23 protein-coding genes are annotated in these 20,793 nt (G+C 63.8%); 10 read left to right on the top strand and 13 right to left on the bottom strand.

Translation table 11 applies throughout. The annotated features are described in order from the left end of the window. Positions 1 to 8: 8 nt before the first annotated feature. The 7 genes from F7R11_RS24460 to msuE form a co-directional block, all read right to left on the bottom strand. Positions 9 to 1,262: an acyl-CoA dehydrogenase family protein gene (locus tag F7R11_RS24460; RefSeq protein WP_064807129.1), complete on the bottom strand. Its 1,254-nt coding sequence runs from the start codon at positions 1,260 to 1,262 to the stop codon at positions 9 to 11. 54 nt (positions 1,263 to 1,316) lie between these two features. Continuing rightward, positions 1,317 to 2,648 (bottom strand): ABC transporter substrate-binding protein, encoded by a 1,332-nt coding sequence (locus F7R11_RS24455; RefSeq protein WP_064807131.1) that lies wholly within the window; start codon positions 2,646 to 2,648, stop codon positions 1,317 to 1,319. Between the two features lie 56 nt (positions 2,649 to 2,704). Continuing rightward, complete coding sequence (locus F7R11_RS24450) at positions 2,705 to 3,784, bottom strand: branched-chain amino acid ABC transporter permease (protein ID WP_082932917.1); 1,080 nt, start codon at positions 3,782 to 3,784, stop codon at positions 2,705 to 2,707. Positions 3,785 to 3,787: 3 nt separating this feature from the next. Beyond that, positions 3,788 to 4,687 carry a branched-chain amino acid ABC transporter permease gene (locus F7R11_RS24445; RefSeq protein WP_197495062.1) on the bottom strand — a complete coding sequence of 300 codons (900 nt, stop codon included), beginning with the start codon at positions 4,685 to 4,687 and terminating at the stop codon, positions 3,788 to 3,790. Next, positions 4,684 to 5,607, bottom strand: a complete 924-nt coding sequence (locus tag F7R11_RS24440; RefSeq protein WP_064807133.1) for an ABC transporter ATP-binding protein — start codon at positions 5,605 to 5,607, stop codon at positions 4,684 to 4,686. Before F7R11_RS24440 ends, F7R11_RS24445 begins: the two co-directional genes overlap by 4 nt. A gap of 89 nt (positions 5,608 to 5,696) precedes the next feature. Then, positions 5,697 to 6,833, bottom strand: a complete 1,137-nt coding sequence (gene sfnG, locus F7R11_RS24435; protein ID WP_064807136.1) for a dimethylsulfone monooxygenase SfnG — start codon at positions 6,831 to 6,833, stop codon at positions 5,697 to 5,699. 45 nt (positions 6,834 to 6,878) lie between these two features. After that, complete coding sequence (msuE, locus tag F7R11_RS24430; RefSeq protein WP_064809035.1) at positions 6,879 to 7,460, bottom strand: FMN reductase; 582 nt, start codon at positions 7,458 to 7,460, stop codon at positions 6,879 to 6,881. An 836-nt stretch (positions 7,461 to 8,296) separates the two neighbouring features. Between msuE and F7R11_RS27125 the strand changes: the two genes are divergently transcribed. Then, entirely contained in the window at positions 8,297 to 8,446 is a 150-nt protein-coding gene (locus tag F7R11_RS27125; protein WP_021197637.1) for a hypothetical protein, read from the top strand. 25 nt (positions 8,447 to 8,471) lie between these two features. Here the strand turns inward: F7R11_RS27125 and F7R11_RS24425 are convergent, their stop codons facing one another. Together F7R11_RS24425 and F7R11_RS24420 are read right to left on the bottom strand one after the other, a co-directional pair. Further along, positions 8,472 to 8,981, bottom strand: a complete 510-nt coding sequence (locus tag F7R11_RS24425; RefSeq protein WP_031330239.1) for a hypothetical protein — start codon at positions 8,979 to 8,981, stop codon at positions 8,472 to 8,474. Positions 8,982 to 9,074: 93 nt separating this feature from the next. Further along, a complete protein-coding gene (locus F7R11_RS24420; RefSeq protein ID WP_021197639.1) occupies positions 9,075 to 10,778 on the bottom strand; it encodes a site-specific integrase in 1,704 nt (567 codons plus the stop codon). A gap of 88 nt (positions 10,779 to 10,866) precedes the next feature. Here F7R11_RS24420 and F7R11_RS24415 point away from each other — a divergent pair, with 88 nt between their 5' ends. Then, on the top strand, positions 10,867 to 11,124 hold the full coding sequence (locus tag F7R11_RS24415; protein ID WP_021197640.1) for a hypothetical protein: 258 nt from the start codon (positions 10,867 to 10,869) through the stop codon (positions 11,122 to 11,124). Between the two features lie 112 nt (positions 11,125 to 11,236). Then, the gene (locus F7R11_RS24410; RefSeq protein ID WP_257784477.1) at positions 11,237 to 12,142 is read left to right on the top strand and encodes an amino acid aminotransferase; all 906 of its coding nucleotides are present in this window, start codon (positions 11,237 to 11,239) and stop codon (positions 12,140 to 12,142) included. Positions 12,143 to 12,192: 50 nt separating this feature from the next. Here F7R11_RS24410 and F7R11_RS24405 read toward each other — a convergent pair whose 3' ends face one another. Continuing rightward, a complete protein-coding gene (locus F7R11_RS24405) occupies positions 12,193 to 12,840 on the bottom strand; it encodes a hypothetical protein (RefSeq protein WP_021197642.1) in 648 nt (215 codons plus the stop codon). Between the two features lie 62 nt (positions 12,841 to 12,902). After that, positions 12,903 to 13,400: a nuclear transport factor 2 family protein gene (locus F7R11_RS24400; protein ID WP_021197643.1), complete on the bottom strand. Its 498-nt coding sequence runs from the start codon at positions 13,398 to 13,400 to the stop codon at positions 12,903 to 12,905. A gap of 243 nt (positions 13,401 to 13,643) precedes the next feature. Between F7R11_RS24400 and F7R11_RS24395 the strand changes: the two genes are divergently transcribed. The 6 genes from F7R11_RS24395 to F7R11_RS24370 all read left to right on the top strand — a co-directional run bounded on the left by F7R11_RS24395 (position 13,644) and on the right by F7R11_RS24370 (position 18,050). After that, positions 13,644 to 14,123, top strand: a complete 480-nt coding sequence (locus F7R11_RS24395) for a nuclear transport factor 2 family protein (protein WP_021197644.1) — start codon at positions 13,644 to 13,646, stop codon at positions 14,121 to 14,123. A gap of 92 nt (positions 14,124 to 14,215) precedes the next feature. Continuing rightward, a complete protein-coding gene (locus tag F7R11_RS24390; RefSeq protein ID WP_021197645.1) occupies positions 14,216 to 14,941 on the top strand; it encodes an EthD domain-containing protein in 726 nt (241 codons plus the stop codon). Positions 14,942 to 14,981: 40 nt separating this feature from the next. Next, positions 14,982 to 15,902, top strand: coding sequence for an NAD-dependent epimerase/dehydratase family protein (locus F7R11_RS24385; protein ID WP_021197646.1), 921 nt, complete (start codon positions 14,982 to 14,984; stop codon positions 15,900 to 15,902). A gap of 40 nt (positions 15,903 to 15,942) precedes the next feature. Further along, positions 15,943 to 16,359, top strand: a complete 417-nt coding sequence (locus F7R11_RS24380) for a nuclear transport factor 2 family protein (protein WP_021197647.1) — start codon at positions 15,943 to 15,945, stop codon at positions 16,357 to 16,359. A gap of 3 nt (positions 16,360 to 16,362) precedes the next feature. Beyond that, the gene (locus tag F7R11_RS24375) at positions 16,363 to 17,220 is read left to right on the top strand and encodes an SDR family NAD(P)-dependent oxidoreductase (RefSeq protein ID WP_064807139.1); all 858 of its coding nucleotides are present in this window, start codon (positions 16,363 to 16,365) and stop codon (positions 17,218 to 17,220) included. A 71-nt stretch (positions 17,221 to 17,291) separates the two neighbouring features. Further along, positions 17,292 to 18,050, top strand: coding sequence for an SDR family oxidoreductase (locus F7R11_RS24370; protein ID WP_021197649.1), 759 nt, complete (start codon positions 17,292 to 17,294; stop codon positions 18,048 to 18,050). A gap of 108 nt (positions 18,051 to 18,158) precedes the next feature. Here the strand turns inward: F7R11_RS24370 and F7R11_RS24365 are convergent, their stop codons facing one another. Next, positions 18,159 to 18,914 carry a glucose 1-dehydrogenase gene (locus F7R11_RS24365; protein ID WP_021197650.1) on the bottom strand — a complete coding sequence of 252 codons (756 nt, stop codon included), beginning with the start codon at positions 18,912 to 18,914 and terminating at the stop codon, positions 18,159 to 18,161. Between the two features lie 234 nt (positions 18,915 to 19,148). Between F7R11_RS24365 and F7R11_RS24360 the strand changes: the two genes are divergently transcribed. Continuing rightward, positions 19,149 to 19,601: a nuclear transport factor 2 family protein gene (locus tag F7R11_RS24360; protein ID WP_082932983.1), complete on the top strand. Its 453-nt coding sequence runs from the start codon at positions 19,149 to 19,151 to the stop codon at positions 19,599 to 19,601. Between the two features lie 17 nt (positions 19,602 to 19,618). Here the strand turns inward: F7R11_RS24360 and F7R11_RS24355 are convergent, their stop codons facing one another. Beyond that, positions 19,619 to 20,791, bottom strand: coding sequence for a cytochrome-c peroxidase (locus tag F7R11_RS24355; protein WP_231973365.1), 1,173 nt, complete (start codon positions 20,789 to 20,791; stop codon positions 19,619 to 19,621). Positions 20,792 to 20,793: the final 2 nt, after the last annotated feature.

The following is a 20,793-nucleotide window of genomic DNA, read 5'->3' as shown; positions in this document are numbered from 1 at the left end:
GCTTGTCCTCAGGCCGCTTTCGCCGCGGGTTGCGCTGCCGGGCCTGGGCCTGCGCCGATCTGCCAGACATACGGCGGCTCGGTGCCATTGATATGCCAGTCGCCCACGATGCGTGCCTTGTAGATCAGCGGGTTGTGCGAGGCGACCGTGCGCGCGTTGCGCCAGTGGCGGTCCAGCGATTTGCTGGATGCGGTGGCCGATGCGCTGAGCGCGTTGAAGAACTGCGTGGCCGCGCGCAGTACAAAGTCCGAGATCGCCACTTGACCCTGGGCGGATTCGAGTTCGGCTTCGATATTGGCCTGGCGCTCCTGCTCCGCATCGCCGGCCCAGTGGGCATCGTAGGCGCGCTGCGCAGCGAAGGTGGCGCGGATAGCCGTGGCCTCGGCCGCGTAGGCCAGCGCCGATACCTCGCCCACCACCTGTTGCACCTGCACGTCCTGCGCCACCGCTGGCGCATTGCCGGTGCTGAAGATGCGCTTGCGCTCGCGCACCTGCTGCGCCACCTCCCGCGTGATGGCACGGGCGATGCCCGCCAGCGTGGCCAGGTGAAAGAGCTGGTAGAAGGCGGTCTGGTATTTGAAGCGGCTGGCAAACGGGAAGATGTTCTCTTCCTGCACGACAGCGTTCTCATACACCGAGGTGCCGCTGCCCGTGGTGCGCTGGCCAAAGCCGTCCCAGTCGTCGTGGTGCGTGACGCCGGGCTGGTGCGAGTTGACGGCGGCGATGATGTCGGTGCCGTCGTCCAGGCGTGCGTACAGGTCGACCCAGTCACCAAAGATGCTGCCGGTGCTGTAGTACTTGCGGCCGTTGACCACCCAGCCACCGTCGCGCTTCGAGACGCGCGTGATGACGTCGCCAATGGCCACGTCGCCCACTTCCGTCCAGGCGTTGCCGACCAGATCGCCTGCTGCGAAGCGCCGCAGCCAGACTTCGGTGCGGGCATCGCGCGGCGCGTTCAGGCGGTCTTCCACAAAGGCGAAGTGCCCGCGCAGCGCCTGCACGATGTTGGAGTCGGCGTCTGCCAGTTCGATCAGCAACTGGAACAGCTGCGGCAGCGTGGCGCCGTCGCCGCCGTACTCCACCGGCACGCGCACCGCGCCAAAGCGCACTTCCTTGAGCCAATGGATGGCATCCACGCCCAGTTGCCGGTTGTGTTCGCGCTGCAAGGCGGTGTCGCGAATGCGCTGGAAAATGGGGCGGTATTTCTGCGCCAGGGCTTCGTACTCGGCACCGAAGAGGGTGGCGGCGTGCGCTTGGGTCATGTCAAACCTCCATCAAATTGGGGGAAGGTGGCAAGGGAGAGCGGGCAACGGGCATCAGTCGTTGATGCTGGTGCGCACCTTGATGTTCTTTTCCTTGGCATAGGCCAGCGACGATTTCTCGATGATGGGCCGCAGCAGCTTCCAGTCAGGCGCGATCCAGTCGGAGATCACGTTCCACTTGGTGCCGTCCCATTGCTGGAAGGCCACGCGGCCATCGCCTTCGTGGTTGTCCCACGTGACGTTGATGGAGTGGAACAGACCCTTGGCGCCCAGCGCGGCGGCACGCGCCTCGTCAATCTTCAGGTTCTCCAGGCCCCAGCGGACTTCGTCGCCAGTGAGGGTGCGCTTGCCAAACTTGGCTTGTGCGATGCGGATGGCCTCGACGTTCAAGATGCCGTTGAGTACGCCCAGGTTGTGGTACACGCTGCCGATGCGTTTCTTGTCTTGCAGGTTGCCCTTGCCGTTGTCATATAGCGTCTTGGTGATCTGCTGGAGCACCGGGTACTGCGCCCCCGCTGCCACTGTGGTGATGGCCACGTAGCCCTTGGCGGCGTCGCCCGCCGGTATCACGTCTTCTTCCGAGTTGGACCACACGTTGCCGATGATGTGGTCAGCAGGGAAGCCCGTCTTCTGCGCGGTCTTCAACGCCACGGGGTTCATCACGCCCCAACCGCGCAGCACCACGTAGTCGGGTTTGGCGCGGCGGATGGCGAGCCACTGCGATTGCTGCTCGTTGCCCGGGTGCGGCACCTCGATCTGCTGCACCGTAAAGCCGTACTTCTTGGCCAGCAATTCATAGATGGGGATCGTCTCCTTGCCGTACGGCGAGCCGTGGTACAGCACCACGATCTTCTTGCCCTTGAGCTTGTCGATGCCGCCTTCCTTGGTGCCGATGTAGTTGACGATGCCCGAGGTCTCGCTGTACGGGTTGAGCAGCAGCGGGAAGATGTACTTGAACACGCGGCCGTCGGTGGTATCAGTGCGGCCATGGTTGATGGTCAGCAGTGGCACCTTGTCGGCTGTCACACGATCCAGCAGCGCGTAGGCAATGCCCACCGACAGCGGGTTCCACGCAGCAATGCCGGGGTGGGTCTTCAGGCGCTCGTACACTTCCACGCCGCGTTCGACTTCGTATTGCGTTTCGCCTTCCTCCCAGGTCAGCTTGACGCCGCCCACACCGCCATCACGCGTGTTGACCAGGTTCAGATAGTCGATGAAGCCGCCAAAGAATCCGGTGCCCCCGGCTGCGTACGGACCTACGCGGTAGCTCTGCAGCGGGAAGAACTGCTCATCCGCATGGGCGGCTTGGACGCCGAGTCCGCTCAGGCTGGAAAGGGCCAGCGCGCCGGCCAGCAACGCCATCTTGATGGTGCGGGGAAAGGACATGGTGCAAATGCTCCTGTGTCGATGCGACGTAGGTGGAATGGAGACGGCGAAGGGAATCAGGTTTCAGAGGCGGGCGGCGCCGCTTTGCCTATCCGGCGCAGCATCCGCTGCCACAGGGCGGCAAGCCCCTGGGGCTCGGCAATCAAGAAGGCCACGATGAGCGCGCCGATCACGATGCGCTGGCTCAGGTCCAGCACGCCGGAATCAAACCGGCTGCCGAACACGAAGGCCCCGAAGCGGGATAGCAGCAGGGGAAACACCACCACCAGCGCCGCGCCCAGGAAGGCGCCCCGGATGGTTGCCAGGCCGCCGATGATGATGATGAACAGGATCTGGAAGGAGCGATCGAGGTTGAAGCCCGCCGGCTCCACCGTACGCAGGTAGACAAAGCCCCAAAGCACACCTGCCACGCCAATCACGAAAGATGACACCGCAAACGCCAGCAGCTTGGTGCGCAGCACCGGCACGCCGGTCACGCGCGCCGCCAGCTCGTTGTCGCGCACGGCAATGAAGTGGTGGCCGGTGGGCGTCTGCACCAGGCGCCAGACCAATGCCGTGAGCACCGCCACCACCGTGAGCGCAAACAGGTAACGCAGCGCCGGCGTATCGAACAGGAAACCCGCCACCACAATCGGAGGTGCATCGATCACGCCCGATGCGTTGTTGTTGCTGAACCAGCCGTACTTGGTCAGCGCCCATTGCACGAAGAACTGCGCGGCCAGTGTGGACACCGCCAGATAGAAGCCACGCAGGCGCAGGCTCGGCAGCCCGAAGACCACGCCGATGGCGGTAGCAGCCAGTCCGGCCAGCCCAATGCTGGCCAGCAACGGCAAGCCTTCGACGCGCAGGTTGAAGTTGTACGCCGCGAATGCGCCCACCGCCATGAACGCAGCCGAACCCAGTGACAACTGGCCTGCGTAGCCGGTCAACAGGTTCAGGCCCACCGCCGCCAGCGACAGCGCCAGGAAGGGGATGAGGATGGCATCCAGCCAATAGTCGGACGCCACCAGCGGCACCACGAAGTAGGCCAGCAGCAAGGTCGCCGCCGGCGTTGCCCAGGCGGGCCAGGGCGCGATCGTTCGGCCGGTGGCGTCGCGCGGTGCGCGCGCGGAAGAAGAATCCAATGCAGTCGGCATGGCTCAGGCTCGTTCGACGGGGCGCTGGCCGAACAGGCCGCCCGGTTTGACCAACAGGAAGGCCAGCGCGGCCACGTAAGCGATCCAGCTCTCAATGCCGCCGCCCACGAACGGGCCGAGATACACCTCGGCCAGTTTCTCCAGCGCGCCGATGATCAGCCCGCCGACGATGGCACCCAGAATGGAATCGAAACCGCCCAGCACCAGCACCGGCAGTGCCTTGAGCACCACCAGCGACAGCGAGAATTGCACGCCCAGGCGTGCGCCCCACAGCAGCCCGGCCACAAGGGCGATCACGCCGGCCGTGGCCCACACCGTGGCCCAGATGCGCGGTAGGCGCAGGCCCACGGCGATGGCGGCAAAGGTATCGTCGGCCACGGCACGAAACGCAAGGCCCACGCGGGTGTAGCGGAAGAAGAGCGACAGCACCGTCACCATGAGTGCGGCGGTGGCGGCGGCAAACAAGTCGAAGCTGGAGACGAGAATGCCAGCAACCTGCAGCGGCGCATCGGAGATGCCGAGTTTCAGCTCATGCACCTGCGTGCCCCACGCCAGTTGCGCTACGCCTTCGATCACGTACGACAGGCCCAGCGTGGCCATGAACAGCGTGATGGGCGGTTGGTTGACCAGGGGCCGCAACACGGCGCGCTCGATGGCCAGCCCGAGCAACAACATGAGCGCAAAGGTGAGCAGCAGCGCCAGCGGGAACGGTACCCCGCGCTCCACCAGACTGACGAAGGTGAGCGCCGCAAACAGCAACTGCGCCCCCTGTGCAAAGTTGAGTACGCCCGAGGTCTTGTAGATCAGCACAAAACCGATCGCCACCAGCGAATACATGACGCCGGAGAGCAGGCCACCGACCAGCACCTCGGCAAAGAACGCCGCGTCGAAGTCGCCGATCATGCGGCCTCCGCCACGCTATCGGCTACACCGTGGGCCACGCCGAGGTAAGCATCGATGACGGCGGGATCGTCGCGCACTTCGGCTGGCGTACCGTCGGCGATCTTGCGGCCGTAGTCGAGCACGGCCACGCTGTCCGACAGGCCCAGCACGATGCCGATGTCATGCTCGATCAGCACGATGGTGGTGCCCCATTGATCGCGCGCGGCACGGATCAGCGTGGCCATCTGCGTCTTCTCCGTCACCGTCATGCCGGCAAGCGGTTCGTCGAGCAGCAGCAGGCGTGGGCGCGCAATCAGCGCGCGCGCAAGTTCAATGCGCTTCTGCAGGCCGTAGGGCAGGGTGCCGGCCAGCCGGTCCTGCACGTCCGCCAGACCGACGAAGTCGATGACCTGCGCGGCGCGTTCGCGTGCGTCAACCAGCTCGCGGCGTGCGCGGCCAAGGCCGATCAGTTGTTCGACGAAGGTGGAGCGCGTGTACTGCACGCGGCCGAGCGCAATGTTGTCGCGCACGCTCAGCCCTTTGAATAGCGCCAGGTTCTGAAACGTGCGCGCGACCCCTAGGCCTGCCAACTGTGCGGGCGATACCTTGGCAAAGGCTCGGCCGTCCAACGAGATGCCGCCGCCATCGGGCCGGTACAGCCCACTGATGACGTTGACGAGCGAGCTCTTGCCCGCGCCGTTGGGCCCGATGATGGCGCGAATCTCCCCCTGTGCCACCGTCAGGTCGATGCCGCTGAGCGCCTGAATGCCGCCGAATGACAGCGTGATGCCCGACAGCCTGAGCGCCGGTGCGACAGCCTTTGCTGAGCTGGAGGTGCTGGACGCGATGGCTCGCACAAGTTGCGGTTCGTCCGCGCCATGCGCAGCGGTGCCGCGTGCAAGCGGCGGCGGTACGGCCAGTTCAGGCGACGTGTGAGGCATGGCGGGTCTCCGCAAAGCGACAGGCAACACGACTCCCCCGCGCCGGCTCGCACGAGCTGGCGCGTTGGGGGAAAGTGCGGGGGTTCAGATCAAGCGACGGACGCGGCAGGCTCCGGCTCGAGGGCGCTGGTGTTGGCGCTGGCGGCCTTGGCCTCCAATTCGCGCACCAGCGGCAGCACCTTGCGGCCGAAGTACTCGACTTCCTCGATGAAGTGGAGGAAGCCCGCGAGCACAAGGTCCACGCCAATCGACTTCAGGTGGACGATGCGCTCGGCAATCTGCTGAGGCGTGCCGATCAGATTGGTGCGGAAGCCATCGTTGTACTGGACCAGGTCTTCGAAGGTGGATTTGGCCCAGTTACCTTCACCTTCGGGCGCGGCCTTGCCAGCCTGTTTCACCGCATCGCCAAAGGCGTGGACGGCTTCCACGTGGGCGTGCTTGATGATGTCGTCCAGCACGGCCTTGGCCTCTTCTTCGGTGTCGCGCGCGATGATGAAGGCGTTCACCCCGATGCGGACTTTGTGGCCGTTCGCGCGGGCCTTCTCCTGGATGTCGTCGATCTGCGCTTTGATGCCCTCGGGCGTGTTGCCGTTGGTGAAGTACCAGTCCGACACGCTGGCCGCGTTGTCGCGCGCAGCGCGCGAGCTGCCGCCCTGGAAGATTTCCGGATGCGGCTTCTGCAGCGGCTTGGGGCTCAGGGTGTAGTCGTTGATGCGGTAGAAGTCGCCCTTGAAGGTGAACTTGTCCTGCGTCCAGATACCCTTGAGCACGCGGATGAACTCGTTGGAGCGGCGATAGCGCTCATCGTGCTCCAGCCACGGTTCGCCCAGTGCCTGAAACTCGCCCTTGAACCAGCCGCTGACCACGTTGATGGCGACGCGCCCGTTGGAGATGTGGTCGATGGTCGCCAGTTGCTTGGCGACCACCGCCGGATGCCACGGCCCCGGCAGGATGGCCGCCAACACCTTGAGCTTGGTGGTGGCGTGCAGGATGGCCTGGCTGAACGACACGGATTCGTGCTGGTGCTCGGCGCCGTAGCCGGCGGTAAAGCGGATCTGGCTGAGTGCGTAGTCAAAGCCGGCGTTCTCCGCTGTCTGCGCAAGCTTCTGGTTGTATTCGAGGCTCCAGTCGGTGCGCTGGGCGATGGTGCTGACCACCAGCCCACCGCTGACATTCGGAACCCAATAGGCAAACTTGATACCGGCGTTGGAAGAAGATTGGCTCATCGCAATGGTCCTGTGCTGGAGGGGAACGGAACTGCGCAGGCCGCTTCAGGCAGCTTGCGCGACGGGAGTGGCGCGCACTTCATCAGCGCGCGGAGCAGTCAGCAGGGGCAGCGCACGCGCGGCGGCCAGTGCAATGCGCTCGCGTAGCGCGTTGCTGGAGATCTCGTAGCCGCTGAAATCCTGCTCCGATGCGTACACGCCCAGTGGCAGCGTGCGGGCCTGGAAGAAGCTGAAGAGGGGGCGCAACTGGTGGTCGATCACCAGCGCGTGGCGGTCGCTGCCACCGGTGGCAGCCAGCAGCACGGGCACATCAATCAGGGCTTCGTGGTGGACGAGGTCGAAGAGGTGCTTGAACAGCCCGGTGTAGGAGCCGCGGTACACGGGGCTTGCCACCACCAGCACGTCGGCCGATTCGATGGCCGCCAACTCCGCCTGCACCGTGCCCGGCAACTGGTCGCGATACGACACACCGCCGATGGCCGGAGCGAGGTCTTCAAGTTTGATCAGGTGAACATCAACCGGCACAACCTCGGCCAGCGCGGCCAGTAACTGTTCAACCAGTGCGAGCGTCCGCGAGGGGCTCTGCACGCTCCCCGAGACAGCGACAACCTTGACCTTGCGACTCATCTTGAACACCTCTGCGCTTGTGCAACCAACGGAATGACATCCATGCGTGAGCGCAGCCGGCCTCAACACATGTCTCAAGGCGTGTCCTGCGCTTGAAAATCATTCTGCTGCGCACCATGCGGGGCGGCATACGTAGAAATCGGAGCATCCATATTTCGCCGCCACCGTTGGCCGCTAAGTGGTTGAGCGATAAAGAGAATTGAACTCAGTGTTCGATGTTGCGCAGGCGCAATGGCCTGTTTTCATATGGAAAGAAGGTTTCCGGATGCTGGAAAGCGAGCAATCTGCTGGTGAGTTGCGTGCCGAGCATCACGGTAGAACCCATGGCCTGTGAGGCGGCCAGCGCATTGGAAGTGCTATTGGCGAGGCGATACGATCAACGTATCAACAAAGAGGAACGCTAGTCAGCTGTGGGCTCGAGCGAAGCAAGCTCGAGCAGTGGTTCCACACGCCCTGGATGTAGCCGAGATGTGAACAGAATTGCCTCATGGAAGTGAATGGATTTGCTTCCGTTCGCCACCATGCTTGGCCACCGTCGCCTATTGCATTTAACATAAGATACATTATGCGGACAATGGGTATGTTTACAGGTGTTGCATGGTTCGGGCTCGGTTGTCCCGATTTGGCGCAACATTTGGGATGATCAATGGTACAAAACGCTCAGAAGCGCGACTGCTCCAACGTAAAGTGAGCTCTTATGCGCTTGGCAGGCACCTGAGAACTTGCTCTCCATCTAGGTACTGACCGAGTCACTCAGCTCAACATTGTGGAATCTCTAGACCGGCAGCGACGTGGCACCTAGCCTCGGAGATGAGGAACTCGCAGCGCATTCCGGAATGAGCGATCGTTTGATCAACAGGCCTGCTACCTTTGGCAGCGACACGGGTGCCGGCACCACTGTGAAAGGCTCACCGGACTACACGGCAAACTTGATTGCCGCGAAGATCGCATCGTTCATTGACCGGCGCGAAGGTCGTGGACGTTGAGGGTGTCGACGTCGCTCAACAACGGTCAGTTGCCGGACACATCCTCGAAGGGATTACCGAGGGTCTTTGCTTCGCTGGCAAGATTGTATGCAGCACGTACCGCCTTGAGTACCACGGCAATATCGGGTGTTTGCGCGGCAACCCGACGTCGAACTTCATCGAAGTAACTTTGCTCGGTGCCTTGGCGTGATTCGTCCGGTTCCATTTGGCTTACTTTTTCCCGTTTCCCTGATGGCTTATCGGACCTGTTCGCCGAAAGATCCAGATCGATGAAAGCGCGCGCGATCAGGTCCTTTGCAACCTTCTCGTTCGCGTCCGTCGTGAGCAGAACCTGTCTCGACAACCTGGGAACACCCTGCACCTCACACACCACGATTTCGCCAGCGTCGATTCTTGCACCTCGACAGTGATCTGTCAGCCGCGATGGCAAGCTGTCCAACAAAACCCGAATTTCGTCATCGTTTTTCGCTGCGCGAAGCGGGTCGCTTACTGTGGGCGTGTCGTCATAGAAAGCACGGTACGTGTACCGATTCATGGGCAGGCCTCTTTGTCGCTTCAGTGTCTTCGGTTAAATGGACCGAGCTCTAACCTTGGGGCGCCGGCAGCTCGCATACTGTAATGCAGGCGTTCATTTTGGGGCACCAAAGGCTTCCCCAAGCTGCCGCGCGCGCTTGGTCTCATCGCTGTGCAGGTAGATCGAGGTGGTCGAGACCGAAGCGTGGCGCAGATTGTCGCGCACGGTGGTCAGTTCCGCGCCGCGCGTGAGCGCGTGGGTGGCATGTGTATGGCGCATCCAATGCGGACTGGCCTTGCGCAGCTTCTCCGCTAGCAGCGCATGATCGTTTTTTATGGTGTCGGCCGCCGTCTCAAAAAACCTTCTAACCACACTCCACAGCCGCGCTCCCGTAATCCCGCCGTCAGGACCCAATCCCAGGCCACCAATCAGCGGTGTCTTTGGATTCCAGCGCGCCCGCGTGACCGGCAACCCACGTTCCACCAGGTGGCGGTCGAGCGCCGTACGTGCCAGCGGTGGCAATGCAACCTTTCCAGCACGACTGCCCTTCCCTATCAAATTGAGCCAGCGATCGCCTTGCCGATCGGCTTCGATATCGCCGAGCTTAGAAGAAACGAGTTCGCCGGCGCGCAGGCCAGTCGCATAGCCGAAATCCAATACAAAGCGCAGCCGCTGCGCGGCGGGTGCCTCCCAGCCATACGACCATTCCAGTCCATCGGCGATGGTGCGGACCAGCGCCCATTCCCCCTCGCTGAAAGCGTGCGAGGCATTCAGCGCAGTCGTTCGCCCACCGCCACGCACCTTGATGCCCGCGAACGGGTTGGCCAGCATATAGCGCTGCTGGATCAGCCAGCGGAACATGGCGCCAAGCACCGACAGCGAATACGCAATCGAGCGCGCCGACAGCCCATCGGTGAACGGACGCCACTCGACGGACGTACGCGGGCACGCCGGCCCGACCCAACGCTCCCGCGGTGTCGGTCGGCGCAGAAAGCTCCGGTAGGCAATCGCGTCCTCGGTGGTCAGCGACGACAGCGGCCTGCCCCGTTCGATGATCGCCCACAAGATCAGGCGCTCCGCCTCTTTGCGGTACGCCCGCTGGGTGGCCGGCGATTCGTGCAGGGACAACCAGGCTTGGACGGCTTCGTAGTCGTTATCGGCAGTGAGCGCGCAGGTCTCACGCGGCGCACGGAATTGCCCCTGCGAGCCGTCGACCTCGTACGGCAGGCGCAATTGCTCCCACGGCACCACCACGCCCCGAACCTGTTCGGCGATAAGCGCACGGGCACGCTCCGTCAAGCGCGGGTGCTCGGCAAAGAACGCCTCGATACGCCGCGCGCTGACCTGTCCTAGTCCGGGAATGACGCCCCACCAACGGCGCCGACGCGGCACGCGAACGGTCAGGTCGGCCAGAGTGCCAATGCCAGCGGCCCGTAGCGCAGCGACGGCGCGGGCACCCAGCCACAATCCGACGTCATCGCTGATAAGCGGGGTTGGCAGCGGCAGCGTGAGGAGCAGCTCGATCGCCTGGTCGGCCGCCCTCCCCTGTTTGGCACGTTCGGCGGCTTGCATCTCGAACAGCGCCGCCAAGTCGTCACGTTGACGCCGGCGTGCAAACGCGGCGAGCTGGCGCCGGATGCGCCCGAGCACGCCGCGCGAGGACTGCCCTGGCGTCAGGCGCTCGCCCAGGTAGCGCTCAACGGCCTCGCGGGTCGACAAGCCGGCATGCCAGGCACGCAGTGCCGCCAGTTCGGCGGCATCGGGGAAGTCAGGCGGAGTGCTGACGGTGGGATCGACGGGAAGCAGACGCGTTTTCATGGAAGGCAGTTTAGTGCTTCCATCTTGCTATTGCGATAAGAATAGTTATCGCAATAGTAAGTTAAATCGGTAGGGATTTTTCTGGAACATGATCCACGCACCGTATCGCGAGGGCTATCTGGCTGACCCGGATGCGGCGATTTCTGCTACGGGCCTGAGCGACGAAGAACAGTCGCTCGTCCGAAGTGAAGACTGGATCGGGATGGTCCGCTATGGCGCGAACTTCTCCGTGATGGAGAAGTTCGCGCGTGTGGTGCGCAAGACCAACCTGCAGGTCTACGCAATGATGCGCGGCGAGAGCTTCGAAGACTTCATGAAGACCCGCCGCGTTCCTTCCGCTCGCTAGGCGGGATGCGAGATCGAGAACGAAGGCCAACTGAGACCCGCGTCATTGACCGCAATCCGACGTGTCAACTGTTGAAAATCGCAACGTCAGAAACCCGGATGGAGTTGCCCTCATAGTGCCGGCCTTCTCGCATGAACTCGAGAGAGCGGCTTTCCTCAAGCGCTATTTCCCGCAAGCCCAGGTCTGGGTGAGCGACCCGACGTGGGAAAACCATCGCTTCATCTTCGAGCGTGCGGGGTTCACGGTGAACACCTACCCGTACTACGACGAAGCGACCGGTGGCCTCAAGTTCGACGCCATGCTGGCGGCAATCGATGCGCTGCCCAAGCACAGCATCGTCGTGCTGCATGCGTGCTGCCACAACCCGACCGGCGTGGATCTGGACAACGCGCAGTGGGAGCAGTTGATCGGCGTGCTGCAAAAGCGCGAGCTGCTGCCGTTCGTCGACATGGCCTACCAGGGCTTTGGCGCGGGCCTGGACGCCGACGCGTTTGCGGTGCGTGAAATCGCGCGCCGTGGCGTGCCGGCGCTGGTGGCGAACTCGTTCTCGAAGAATTTCTCGCTGTATGGCGAGCGCTGCGGCGGGCTCAGCCTGATCTGCGAAAGCGCAGCCGAGGCGGATCGGGTGCTGGGCCAATTGACCAGCGCCGTGCGTTCGAACTACAGCAACCCGCCGACCCACGGCGCCAAGATCGTCACCAAGATCCTGACGACACCCGCGCTGGATCAGTCCTGGCGCAACGAACTGTCGGCCATGTGCCAACGCATTGCCGGCATGCGCACGGCCATTCACGACCGCTTGAGCCAGCACCTGAGCGGCGAGGCCCTGTCGCGCTATATCAAGCAGCGCGGCATGCTCACGTACACCGGATTGAGCGCCGATCAGGTCGACCGGCTACGCGAGCAGTATGGCGTCTACATCCTGCGCTCGGGCCGCATGTGCGTGGCCGGCCTGAATGAGCGGAACGTCGGCCCCGTGGCCGAAGCCGTGGCCAAGGTGCTGGCGAGCAACGCTTAAGGCGATTGATGCAGTTGACGCGATTGAGGCACAACCGCTGAAGGCGCGCCTCAATCGCAAGCAACCAGCTGTTGCAAGACCCGGTCCGGCGGGTAAAAAGCGGAAAGCATTTCGCTCTGGCGCCGAGACGGGCTTGCAGACAAGCGCCTTGCGGTCACCAGAGACACCCCGAGCCGATCATGAAAGGCGGTCTCCAGATCGCCGTGCATTGGCCATCCGATCCGCCGCTTGAGCGCCGCAACGGCGCTGCCGCCCTGATTGGCCTCGAACAGCGCGCGCATGAGCCGCTGCGTTCGGCAAATATCCGTCAGCGCATACCCTTGGGAAAACAGCTTGGCCCGAACCTTCAGGGCAGGCATGTCCATCAGTTCAGACACATGGGTGGCATCCCACGTGTGCTGCGGCTGAAGAAAGATGCGCTGCGAGATGCGCTGATAGAGCGACGCCTCCCGCAGATCAACCAGCCCATCGCCCTGCACCTCAAACGTGCACACGGATGGCTGCACGTAGTCGCCATCGAGCAGCACCTCAACGGGTTCAAACGGTTTGAGGATCAGTTGCTGGCCGGGCACCAGCAGGCGCTCGAAGCCTCGCCGCCGGATGATGGCCCTGCCGCTCGTCTGCGTGACCAGCCACGGAAAGGCGGGTAACAGCCGATGCAGCCAGACGGGAAAGTGACTCTGCAGGTGAACGTGCATGGCAGATCAGGAAGCGTGACTGCGTGCCCAACGGGGCGTTGACGCGCAGCGCAGCCTTCCCCTCACGGAGCGGTCATGCCGCGTCCGGCAAACATCACCTGCGGCGCCCCTTCGGTAAAGCGCATCACCTGCGTCGACGTGATCACGCAGCGCGTCTTGCTGATCTTCCAGCCGCCGTCCGTGCGCAGATATTCGTCTTCATAGGTCGCACCGAGCTGCGTCAGCGTGTTGTCTTTCGTGTTGATCTGGTGGAAATACAAGCCCCAGGTGCCGCGCGCTGTGCGGTCATCCAGCACGGCAATTTCCGGATTCACACCGTGGTGCATGTCGACGATATGGTCGTGGCCGCCGAGCTTCTGAAACACATCGATGAGCTGGTCCCGATCGTCAAACACGCCGATCGCGCCGTAGTCGATCGCGACCTTGCCGGGGATGAAACAGTCACGCATGCCCTCGACATCCTTCGCGTCGCAGCAGGCGAGATAGCGCGCCTTGAGCTGGCGGATCGACTCGAGATCTTCCAGCTTGCGCAGCCGCGCCTCCAAACCGTTTTCTTGCATTGCCTTGGCCTCCAATGGTCCGCTGAGTCGTCGCACCCATCACTTGGGGCAATTGCATCGACAGCGTGCACAGGCTAGCCAAGCGGGCCGCGCCATCCATCGTCTGAACAGACTAAAAGGCGCCGCGTGGGAGTTCGGGCGCACGCATTGCCGATAGTCCGTGTGGACGATGAACACGCATCCGCCTGCCCGCAAGATGCCTGCAGAGCCTATGACACAAGGCCACGCTTTCCAGGAGACCCGATGGACAACGCCCTACAAGACCTGCTTGAAATCGAAGCCATACGACAGTTGAAGTACCGGTACTTTCGCGCAGTCGACTGCCACGATTGGCCGCTGCTCGCGAGCTGCCTTGCCGAAGACTGCACAACGTGGCTCGACAGCGGCAAATACCGCTTCAACGGCCGCGACGAATTTGTCGCGGAGTTGCGCAAGCTCCTCGATGATCCGCCGCTGCTCACCCTTCACCAAGGCCACCACCCCGAGATCGAACTGGTGGGCCCAGACAAGGCCCGTGGCCTCTGGTACCTGGAGGACTACGTGATCTCGCAAGAGCAGAACTGGCTCCTGCGCGGCACCGCCTACTACCGCGACGAATACGTCAAACGCGACGGCAAGTGGCAGATCCACTCCACCGGATACGACCGCGTGTTCGAGGCGGTCACCTCGCCGATCCCGGCAGATTTTCGTGTGACGGCCAACCGCTTCACTGCGGCCCGCTAACGGACAACAGCGCACACCGCACCGGCGCAAGCCAGCGCCGTTTCTGGCACCCCGCCTCCCCCTCCCCTCACCACCCGATTCCCACATACACCATGGAAAAAGTCCTGTACGTGATCTGGCGCGGCAAGACCGGCAACAGCGCCGACGCCGAAGCTCTCGATCGTCGCCTGCGCGGCGAGATCGCCGACAAACTGCTGGCGCTGGGCGCGCGCGGCGTTCAGGTCAATCTGGCCGATGCCGCCGTGCAACCCGCCGATGGCCTGCGCCAGGCCAATACACGCCCGCAGATGGACGGTGTGATCAGCGTCTGGATGGACAGCGCCAACAAGATGTTCCGTCAGCCATTCGATGACCTGATCGAGTCTGCCGTGGAGCGCATGGCGGCCTATCTGGTGACCGAGTCGCAGCCCATCCGCAACACCCGCTTCCCGGCGGAACCGGGCCAGCGCACGACCGGTTTCTCGCAGCTGGCGTTTCTGCGCCGGCCGCCCCGGCTCACACCGGAAGCCTGGCTCGATGTCTGGCACAACTACCACACCCGAGTGGCCATCGACACGCAAGACAACTTCCTCTACGTGCAAAACGTGGTGGTGCGCCCGCTGACGCTGGGCTCCCCCCTCATCGACGCCATCGTCGAGGAATGCTTCCCCGCCGCGGCCATGACTGACCCGTACGCCTTCTTTGATGCTGTGGGCGACGAGACGAAGTTCCAGCAGAACCTGGCCAGCATGATGGATAGCTGCAACCGCTTCATCGACTTCGACAAGATCGACGTCGTGCCCACCAGCCAATACGTCATCAAGGCACCCCGCGCCTGAACGCGCACCGGCCAAGACCAATAAGTAAACAGGAGACAACATGAAGATTCTCGTCGTCGGTGGCACCGGCCTCATCGGCGGGCACGCCGCCCTTTTGCTGCGCTCGCAAGGTCACACGGTCGCCATTGCAGGGCGCAAGGCGCCGTCGCCCGGCAGCGCACTCGCTGATCTCGAATTCGTTCAAGGCGACTACATCGCAGGGACGTTCACCAAAGACGATCTGGCGCGATTCGACGCCCTGGTCTTCGCTGCAGGCAACGACATCCGCCACGTGCCGCCCGGGGCCGATGCCGCTGCGCAGGCCGCCCACTGGGAACGCGCCAACAGTGAAGCCGTGCCCAAGTTCTTCGCCCTCGCGCGTGACGCAGGCGTGCGCCGGGCCGTGCTGGTCGGCAGCTTCTACAGCCAGGTCGCACCCGAGCTGATCGAGACCAGTCCGTACGTTCGCTCGCGCCACCTGGCTGACGAGCGCGTGCGTGCGCTCGCGACGCCCGACTTCCATGTGTGCAGCGTCAACGCGCCCTTCGTGGTGGGCAGTGTGCCCGGCCTGGCGGTGCCGATGTTCGAGGCCTACACGCGCTACGCGCAGGGCATGCTGGGCCCGATTCCGGTGTTCGGTCCGGCCGGTGGCAGCAACTTCATCTCCACGCAATCGCTGTCCGAAGCCATCTCGGGTGCGCTGCTGGGCGGCGAGTCCGGCAAGGCCTATCTGGTCGGCGACGAGAACCTGAGCTTTGCCGAATATTTCCGCGCGTTCTTCCGCGCCGTCGGCAATGATCGCGACGTGCCGTCGCTCGATCAGGAGCATCCGCTGCTGCCGGACCTGGCCATCTACACCGGGCGCGGCAATACGGTGGCCTATGAACCGGACGCCGCAGAAACCGCCCGACTCGGCTATCGGCGCGGCGACATCCAGCGCACCGTGAACGAAATCGTCAGCCAGTACCCGGCAGCGGCGTGAGCGCATACCCGCGTTGACACGTCAAAAACCAAGGAATGCCATGTCCGCATCAAGCCCGCAGCAAGAAATTCGTGCCCTGGCCTGCCGGTACGCACAGTCGGTGGACCGCCGCGACTGGGCCCAGCTCGCCGGCCTCTTTACCAAAGACGCCGTTATCGAAGGGCCCGGCTTCACGATGCCCGGCCTCGAGGCCATCTTGGCCGGCATGAAGCATATCGAGCAGTACCGCACCACGCAGCATCACGTGCACAACCAGTTGGTGGACGTCGATGGCGCCACAGCGACTGCGGAAACGTACTGCATCGCCAACCACATCTACACGCTCGACGGCACCGATCGCAAGCTGGACTGGGGCGTCCGCTACCAGGACAACCTCGTCTTCCAGGAGGGCAAGTGGCTCTTCGCACGCAGGAAGCTTCTGCTCGACTGGACCCAGGATCTGCCGCTCAAGGGGTAAGCCATGCACGCGAAGCGTTCACTCGAAGGCAAAACGGCGCTGATCACCGGTGGCGCTGGGGGCATCGGGGCCGCCAGTGCTGCCGCGCTGCTGCGTGACGGGGCGACCGTCCTGCTGATGGGTCGCCGGCGCGACGCGCTGGAGCAGGCCTGCCAGCAACTGCGCGCACAGACTCCCGATGCGGACGTCCACCTCTTCGCGGGCGATGCGGGCCGCTCCGGCGACGTGCAGGCCGCGCTGAAGCTGGCTTGGTCGCTGCGCAATCGCCTGGACATCGTCGTGCCGACGGTGGGCGGTGGCGGTTTCCGTCCGTTCCTGATGCATGACGAAGAGAGCTTCCGTGCCGAAGTCGAACTGAACATCGTCAGCGCGTTCACGGCCATCCGCCACGCGACCCCACTCATGGCCAGGAACGGCGGCGGCTCGATCGTCTGCATCTCGTCCACTGCGGCCCAGCGCAACTTCAAGTGGCTGTCGGCCTATTGCACATCCAAGGCCGGTCTTGAAGGGCTGGTGCGTGCGGCCGCGGAAGAGCTGTCGTCCGCGGGCATCCGCGTCAACGCCGTGCGTCCGGGGCTCACACAGACCGACGCCACCATGCCCATGTTCGACGATCCGGCCATGCGAAATGCGTTTCTGGAGCAGATGCCGCTTGGCCGCCTCGGCAAACCCGAAGACATCGCCGCGGCGGTGCGCTATCTGGCGGGCCCGGAATCGGCATGGGTGACAGGTCAGAGCTTTGCCGTGGATGGCGGCAATGAACTGCGCAAGAACCCGGAACTCGACGGTGCCGTCCGTCATCTCTACGGCGAGGCTGCGTGGCAAGCCGTACGCGCTGGCCGGGTACCCGCCACCGTTTGACATCGTGCCGCGCTGCCGGCGCTTGCTGTCCGCACCGGCGCGGCCTCTCAACCTGATAAGGAAATACAAGTATGGATCGCGTGAAAGACAAGATCGTCGTCATCACCGGCGCTGCCAGCGGCGTCGGCAAGGCGGATGCGCTGCTGCTCGCCGCCGAAGGCGCGCGCGTGGTACTGACGGACATCAATGAAGAGGCCGGTCAGGCCGTGGCCCGCGAGATTGGCGACGCGGCGTGCTTTGTCCGGCACGACATTGCCAGCCAGGACGATTGGCAACGCGTCATCTCCACCGCAACGGAAATGTTTGGCGGCCTGGATGTGCTGGTCAACAATGCCGCCATCTGCCCGCTCGGCTCCATCGAAGACACCACCCTGGACACCTGGCGCAAGGTCATGCAGACCAACGGCGACGGCTACTTCCTCGGCTGCAAGTTTGCCGTGGCGGCCATGAAGACCCGGCCGAGCGGTGGCAGCATCATCAACATGTCGTCCGTGGCGGCACTCGGCGGTCTGCCGATGATGGCTGCCTACACCGGTTCCAAGGGTGCCGTCACCGCGCTCACGCGCAGCGTGGCCGCGCACTGCAAGAAGGCTGGCTATCGCATCCGCTGCAACTCGATCCACCCCGACGGCATCTGGACGCCGATGACGCAGGCCATCGTCCCTGACCTGGACCCTGCAGCGCTGGGCATCGAGCACAACCCCATGGCCCGCATGTGCGACGCCAAGGATGTGGCCAACCTGGTGCTTTTCCTCGCCTCGGAGGAATCGCGTTTCATCAACGGCGCAGAGCTGCGCATCGACAATGCGCAATTGATCAGCTCGCTCTGACGCACACCAGTCCTCCTCGTGAGGACTGTGAGCCCCGTGCCCGCGATGGTTGGAAGATTCGCCAACGCGGGCACGAACAGCACGGGGTGAGTTCACCCCGCTCGGCGATCAGTTGAACGTGGCGCCCGCGAGCATCCCGCCGTCGACGATGAATTCTGAGCCCGTGCAGTAGCTCGATTCGTCCGACGCGAGAAACAGCACCAGATTCGCCACTTCTTCCGGGCGGCCAATGCGCGGGATGGGCAGGCCGCGATAGACGCCGGAAGCGTCGATGTCCGCAAACTCCGGCGGGCGGGCCATGACCGTGTCGATGCCGCCCGGATGGACCGAATTGACGCGGATTCCGTAGCGGCCCAGTTCAAGCGCGGCTGCCTTCGTCATGCCTCGCACCGCGAACTTGCTCGACACGTAGGCGGTGCCCGTCGCGACCCCTTCCATGCCCGCCGTTGACGACACGTTCACGATTGCGCCACCACCCGCCTCTTTCATCGCGGGCAGCACGGATTTCATGCCGAGCCAGCAGCCGATCTGGTTCACGTCGATGACCTTGCGATAGTCATCAAGCGAGCACGACTCCAGCGGCGCGAGCTTCAGGATGCCCGCGTTGTTGACGAGCACATCCAGCTTGCCGAAGCGCGCCTGCGCGGCACGCACGGCAGCAGTCCACGCGTCGGGTTGCGTCACGTCCAGATGCTGGAACATCGCAGCGTCGCCAAGCTCGGCAGCCGCGCGTTCGCCGTCCGCATCGAGCACATCGGCGATGACGACCCGCGCGCCCTCCTCGACAAACCTGTGCGCCTCCGCTGCGCCCTGCCCGCGTGCACCGCCGGTAATCAATGCGACCTTGCCTTCGAGGCGTTTCATCGTGTGTCTGCTCCTGGTTGAAAGAAAAGCGGTGCCGCACGTGTCATGTTTCAACGGCATCGTTGCGCATCTGCAGGTCTCCGTGTGCGTGGGCCGGGCCACTATAGCGTTGCCGTTGGTGAGCGCGCGTCCGGGGAAACACCTTAGTCCGATCCGCCGTATCCCCGCTCGCCAAGCGGGTTTACGCTCTACACAGCCGCCTTCCATCGTTCGACCCACATGACGCAACCCGCCATGCACACTCTGCAGACACTGTCGGATCACCACGAGATCCGCGAACTCATCGTCGACTACGCAACGGCCATCGATGCCAAAGACTTCGACGCGCTCGACGCGATCTTCACGCCCGATGCCTACATCGACTACCGCGCCATGGGCGGCATCGATGGCCGCTACCCGGAAGTGAAGACGTGGTTGCGCTCGGTACTGCCGGCGTTTCCGAACTATCAGCACATGGTCGGCAACGTGTCGGTGCGGCTCGATGGCGACGCCGCCCGGTCGCGCACGATGTGCTTCAACCCGATGGAAGTCGCGCTGCCGGATGGCGGCACCCAGGTGATGTTCCTCGGCCTGTGGTACATCGACCGCTTCACGCGTACGGCGCGCGGCTGGCGCATGATCGAACGCGTCGAGGAGCGTTGCTACGGCCACAACGTGCCGGCGGCACTGTCAGGCGCGACCGGTTGAAGCCGCACCACCACGCTCTATGGAATATCACCGTCGTTCAACGTCTTGAGGAAGGCCATCACATCACGGATATCCGCCTGCGACCACACGGGCCTGTCACCCTTGTGGCGCGTGAAGGGCGCGTTGATGTGGTCGACGTTGTCCTGCAACGCCTCGGGCAGATCATCGAACTGCCGGCGGCTGCCCGCATGCAGATACCACTTCTGCGGTGCGGTATCCCGCTCCACGTAGAAGCGCAGCGCCTCTTCCAGCGTATGAAAGCGTCCGTTGTGAAAGAACGCGCCGCGCGTGGCCACATTGCGCAGCGTGGGCGTCTTGAACAGGCCGCAGTAGGCGCGCTCTGCCTGCTGGTCTGATCGTACCGGGCCGCACAGGCCCATGTCGTAGTAGTTGGGATCGGCGTTGGCCGGAATGTCCGGATTGCGCGGCACCCCGACGGCCGCGAAGCTGAAATCGGTCAGGAGCGGGTGCGCACCGTTGGCGCCGGGCTCAACGGTATGACAAGCCGCGCAGTTGCCACCGTCGCGATCCTTGAACAGCTTGAGGCCGCGCTGCTCCTGCGCGCTTAACTGCGCCCTGCCGTCCAGGTATTGATCGAACTTGCTGCTGTAGGGCTGGAAGCTCGCGTCGTCGAGCTGGAAGCGCTGCAACGCTTGCCCCAGCGCTGCGAAGGCGGCCTCGGGGCGGGAAAAGATGTCTTGCCCGAAGACCTCTCGAAAGCGCGCGGCGTAGGCGCTCCTGGCAAGACGCTCCACCACGGCGCGCACACTGGGGTTGGCCATTTCATTGGCGGCCAGCAGCGGCGCGGTTGCCTGCTCCGCCAGGGTGTTGAAGCGGCCGTCCCAGGTGAAGCCACCCACCGGCACGTTGTCGGTCTCGGTCAGCCGCTCGCGCGCGTTGGACGTAAAGGTCTTGAACCAGATCGGCGTGCGCCGCAGGTAGCGTAGCGACGGTACCGCGCGGGTACCGTGGTCCTTGAGTTCTGGGCCGCCCAGTTGCACGGCCAGCGCATTCGGCGGGCCGTAAGCATGGTCGGGGCTATGGCAGGTCGCACACGACATGCGCCCCGACGCTGACAGCGACGCATCGAAAAACGCCAGCCGGCCGATCTCGGCCTGCGCCTGGTTGGATGGCTTGGCAGCCGTGGGCTCCGCCTGCCGAGCACAAGCCGCCAGGCAAAGAAGCGCCACCG

This window comes from Ralstonia insidiosa, from assembly GCF_008801405.1.
In the GTDB taxonomy this organism is placed as follows: Bacteria; Pseudomonadota; Gammaproteobacteria; order Burkholderiales; family Burkholderiaceae; genus Ralstonia; species Ralstonia insidiosa.
Note: the sequence above shows the minus strand (reverse complement) of the source record. Positions and strands in the feature narration are given on the sequence as shown.

Bases quoted from the DNA above. Each gene is read 5' to 3' on its own strand.
- F7R11_RS24460 (WP_064807129.1), bottom strand. From the start codon at position 1,262: ATGACCCAAGCGCACGCCGCCACCCTCTTCGGTGCCGAGTACGAAGCC.
- F7R11_RS24455 (WP_064807131.1), bottom strand. From the start codon at position 2,648: ATGTCCTTTCCCCGCACCATCAAGATGGCGTTGCTGGCCGGCGCGCTG.
- F7R11_RS24450 (WP_082932917.1), bottom strand. From the start codon at position 3,784: ATGCCGACTGCATTGGATTCTTCTTCCGCGCGCGCACCGCGCGACGCC.
- F7R11_RS24445 (WP_197495062.1), bottom strand. From the start codon at position 4,687: ATGATCGGCGACTTCGACGCGGCGTTCTTTGCCGAGGTGCTGGTCGGT.
- F7R11_RS24440 (WP_064807133.1), bottom strand. From the start codon at position 5,607: ATGCCTCACACGTCGCCTGAACTGGCCGTACCGCCGCCGCTTGCACGC.
- sfnG (WP_064807136.1), bottom strand. From the start codon at position 6,833: ATGAGCCAATCTTCTTCCAACGCCGGTATCAAGTTTGCCTATTGGGTT.
- msuE (WP_064809035.1), bottom strand. From the start codon at position 7,460: ATGAGTCGCAAGGTCAAGGTTGTCGCTGTCTCGGGGAGCGTGCAGAGC.
- F7R11_RS27125 (WP_021197637.1), top strand. From the start codon at position 8,297: ATGAGCGATCGTTTGATCAACAGGCCTGCTACCTTTGGCAGCGACACG.
- F7R11_RS24425 (WP_031330239.1), bottom strand. From the start codon at position 8,981: ATGAATCGGTACACGTACCGTGCTTTCTATGACGACACGCCCACAGTA.
- F7R11_RS24420 (WP_021197639.1), bottom strand. From the start codon at position 10,778: ATGAAAACGCGTCTGCTTCCCGTCGATCCCACCGTCAGCACTCCGCCT.
- F7R11_RS24415 (WP_021197640.1), top strand. From the start codon at position 10,867: ATGATCCACGCACCGTATCGCGAGGGCTATCTGGCTGACCCGGATGCG.
- F7R11_RS24405 (WP_021197642.1), bottom strand. From the start codon at position 12,840: ATGCACGTTCACCTGCAGAGTCACTTTCCCGTCTGGCTGCATCGGCTG.
- F7R11_RS24400 (WP_021197643.1), bottom strand. From the start codon at position 13,400: ATGCAAGAAAACGGTTTGGAGGCGCGGCTGCGCAAGCTGGAAGATCTC.
- F7R11_RS24395 (WP_021197644.1), top strand. From the start codon at position 13,644: ATGGACAACGCCCTACAAGACCTGCTTGAAATCGAAGCCATACGACAG.
- F7R11_RS24390 (WP_021197645.1), top strand. From the start codon at position 14,216: ATGGAAAAAGTCCTGTACGTGATCTGGCGCGGCAAGACCGGCAACAGC.
- F7R11_RS24385 (WP_021197646.1), top strand. From the start codon at position 14,982: ATGAAGATTCTCGTCGTCGGTGGCACCGGCCTCATCGGCGGGCACGCC.
- F7R11_RS24380 (WP_021197647.1), top strand. From the start codon at position 15,943: ATGTCCGCATCAAGCCCGCAGCAAGAAATTCGTGCCCTGGCCTGCCGG.
- F7R11_RS24375 (WP_064807139.1), top strand. From the start codon at position 16,363: ATGCACGCGAAGCGTTCACTCGAAGGCAAAACGGCGCTGATCACCGGT.
- F7R11_RS24370 (WP_021197649.1), top strand. From the start codon at position 17,292: ATGGATCGCGTGAAAGACAAGATCGTCGTCATCACCGGCGCTGCCAGC.
- F7R11_RS24365 (WP_021197650.1), bottom strand. From the start codon at position 18,914: ATGAAACGCCTCGAAGGCAAGGTCGCATTGATTACCGGCGGTGCACGC.
- F7R11_RS24360 (WP_082932983.1), top strand. From the start codon at position 19,149: ATGCACACTCTGCAGACACTGTCGGATCACCACGAGATCCGCGAACTC.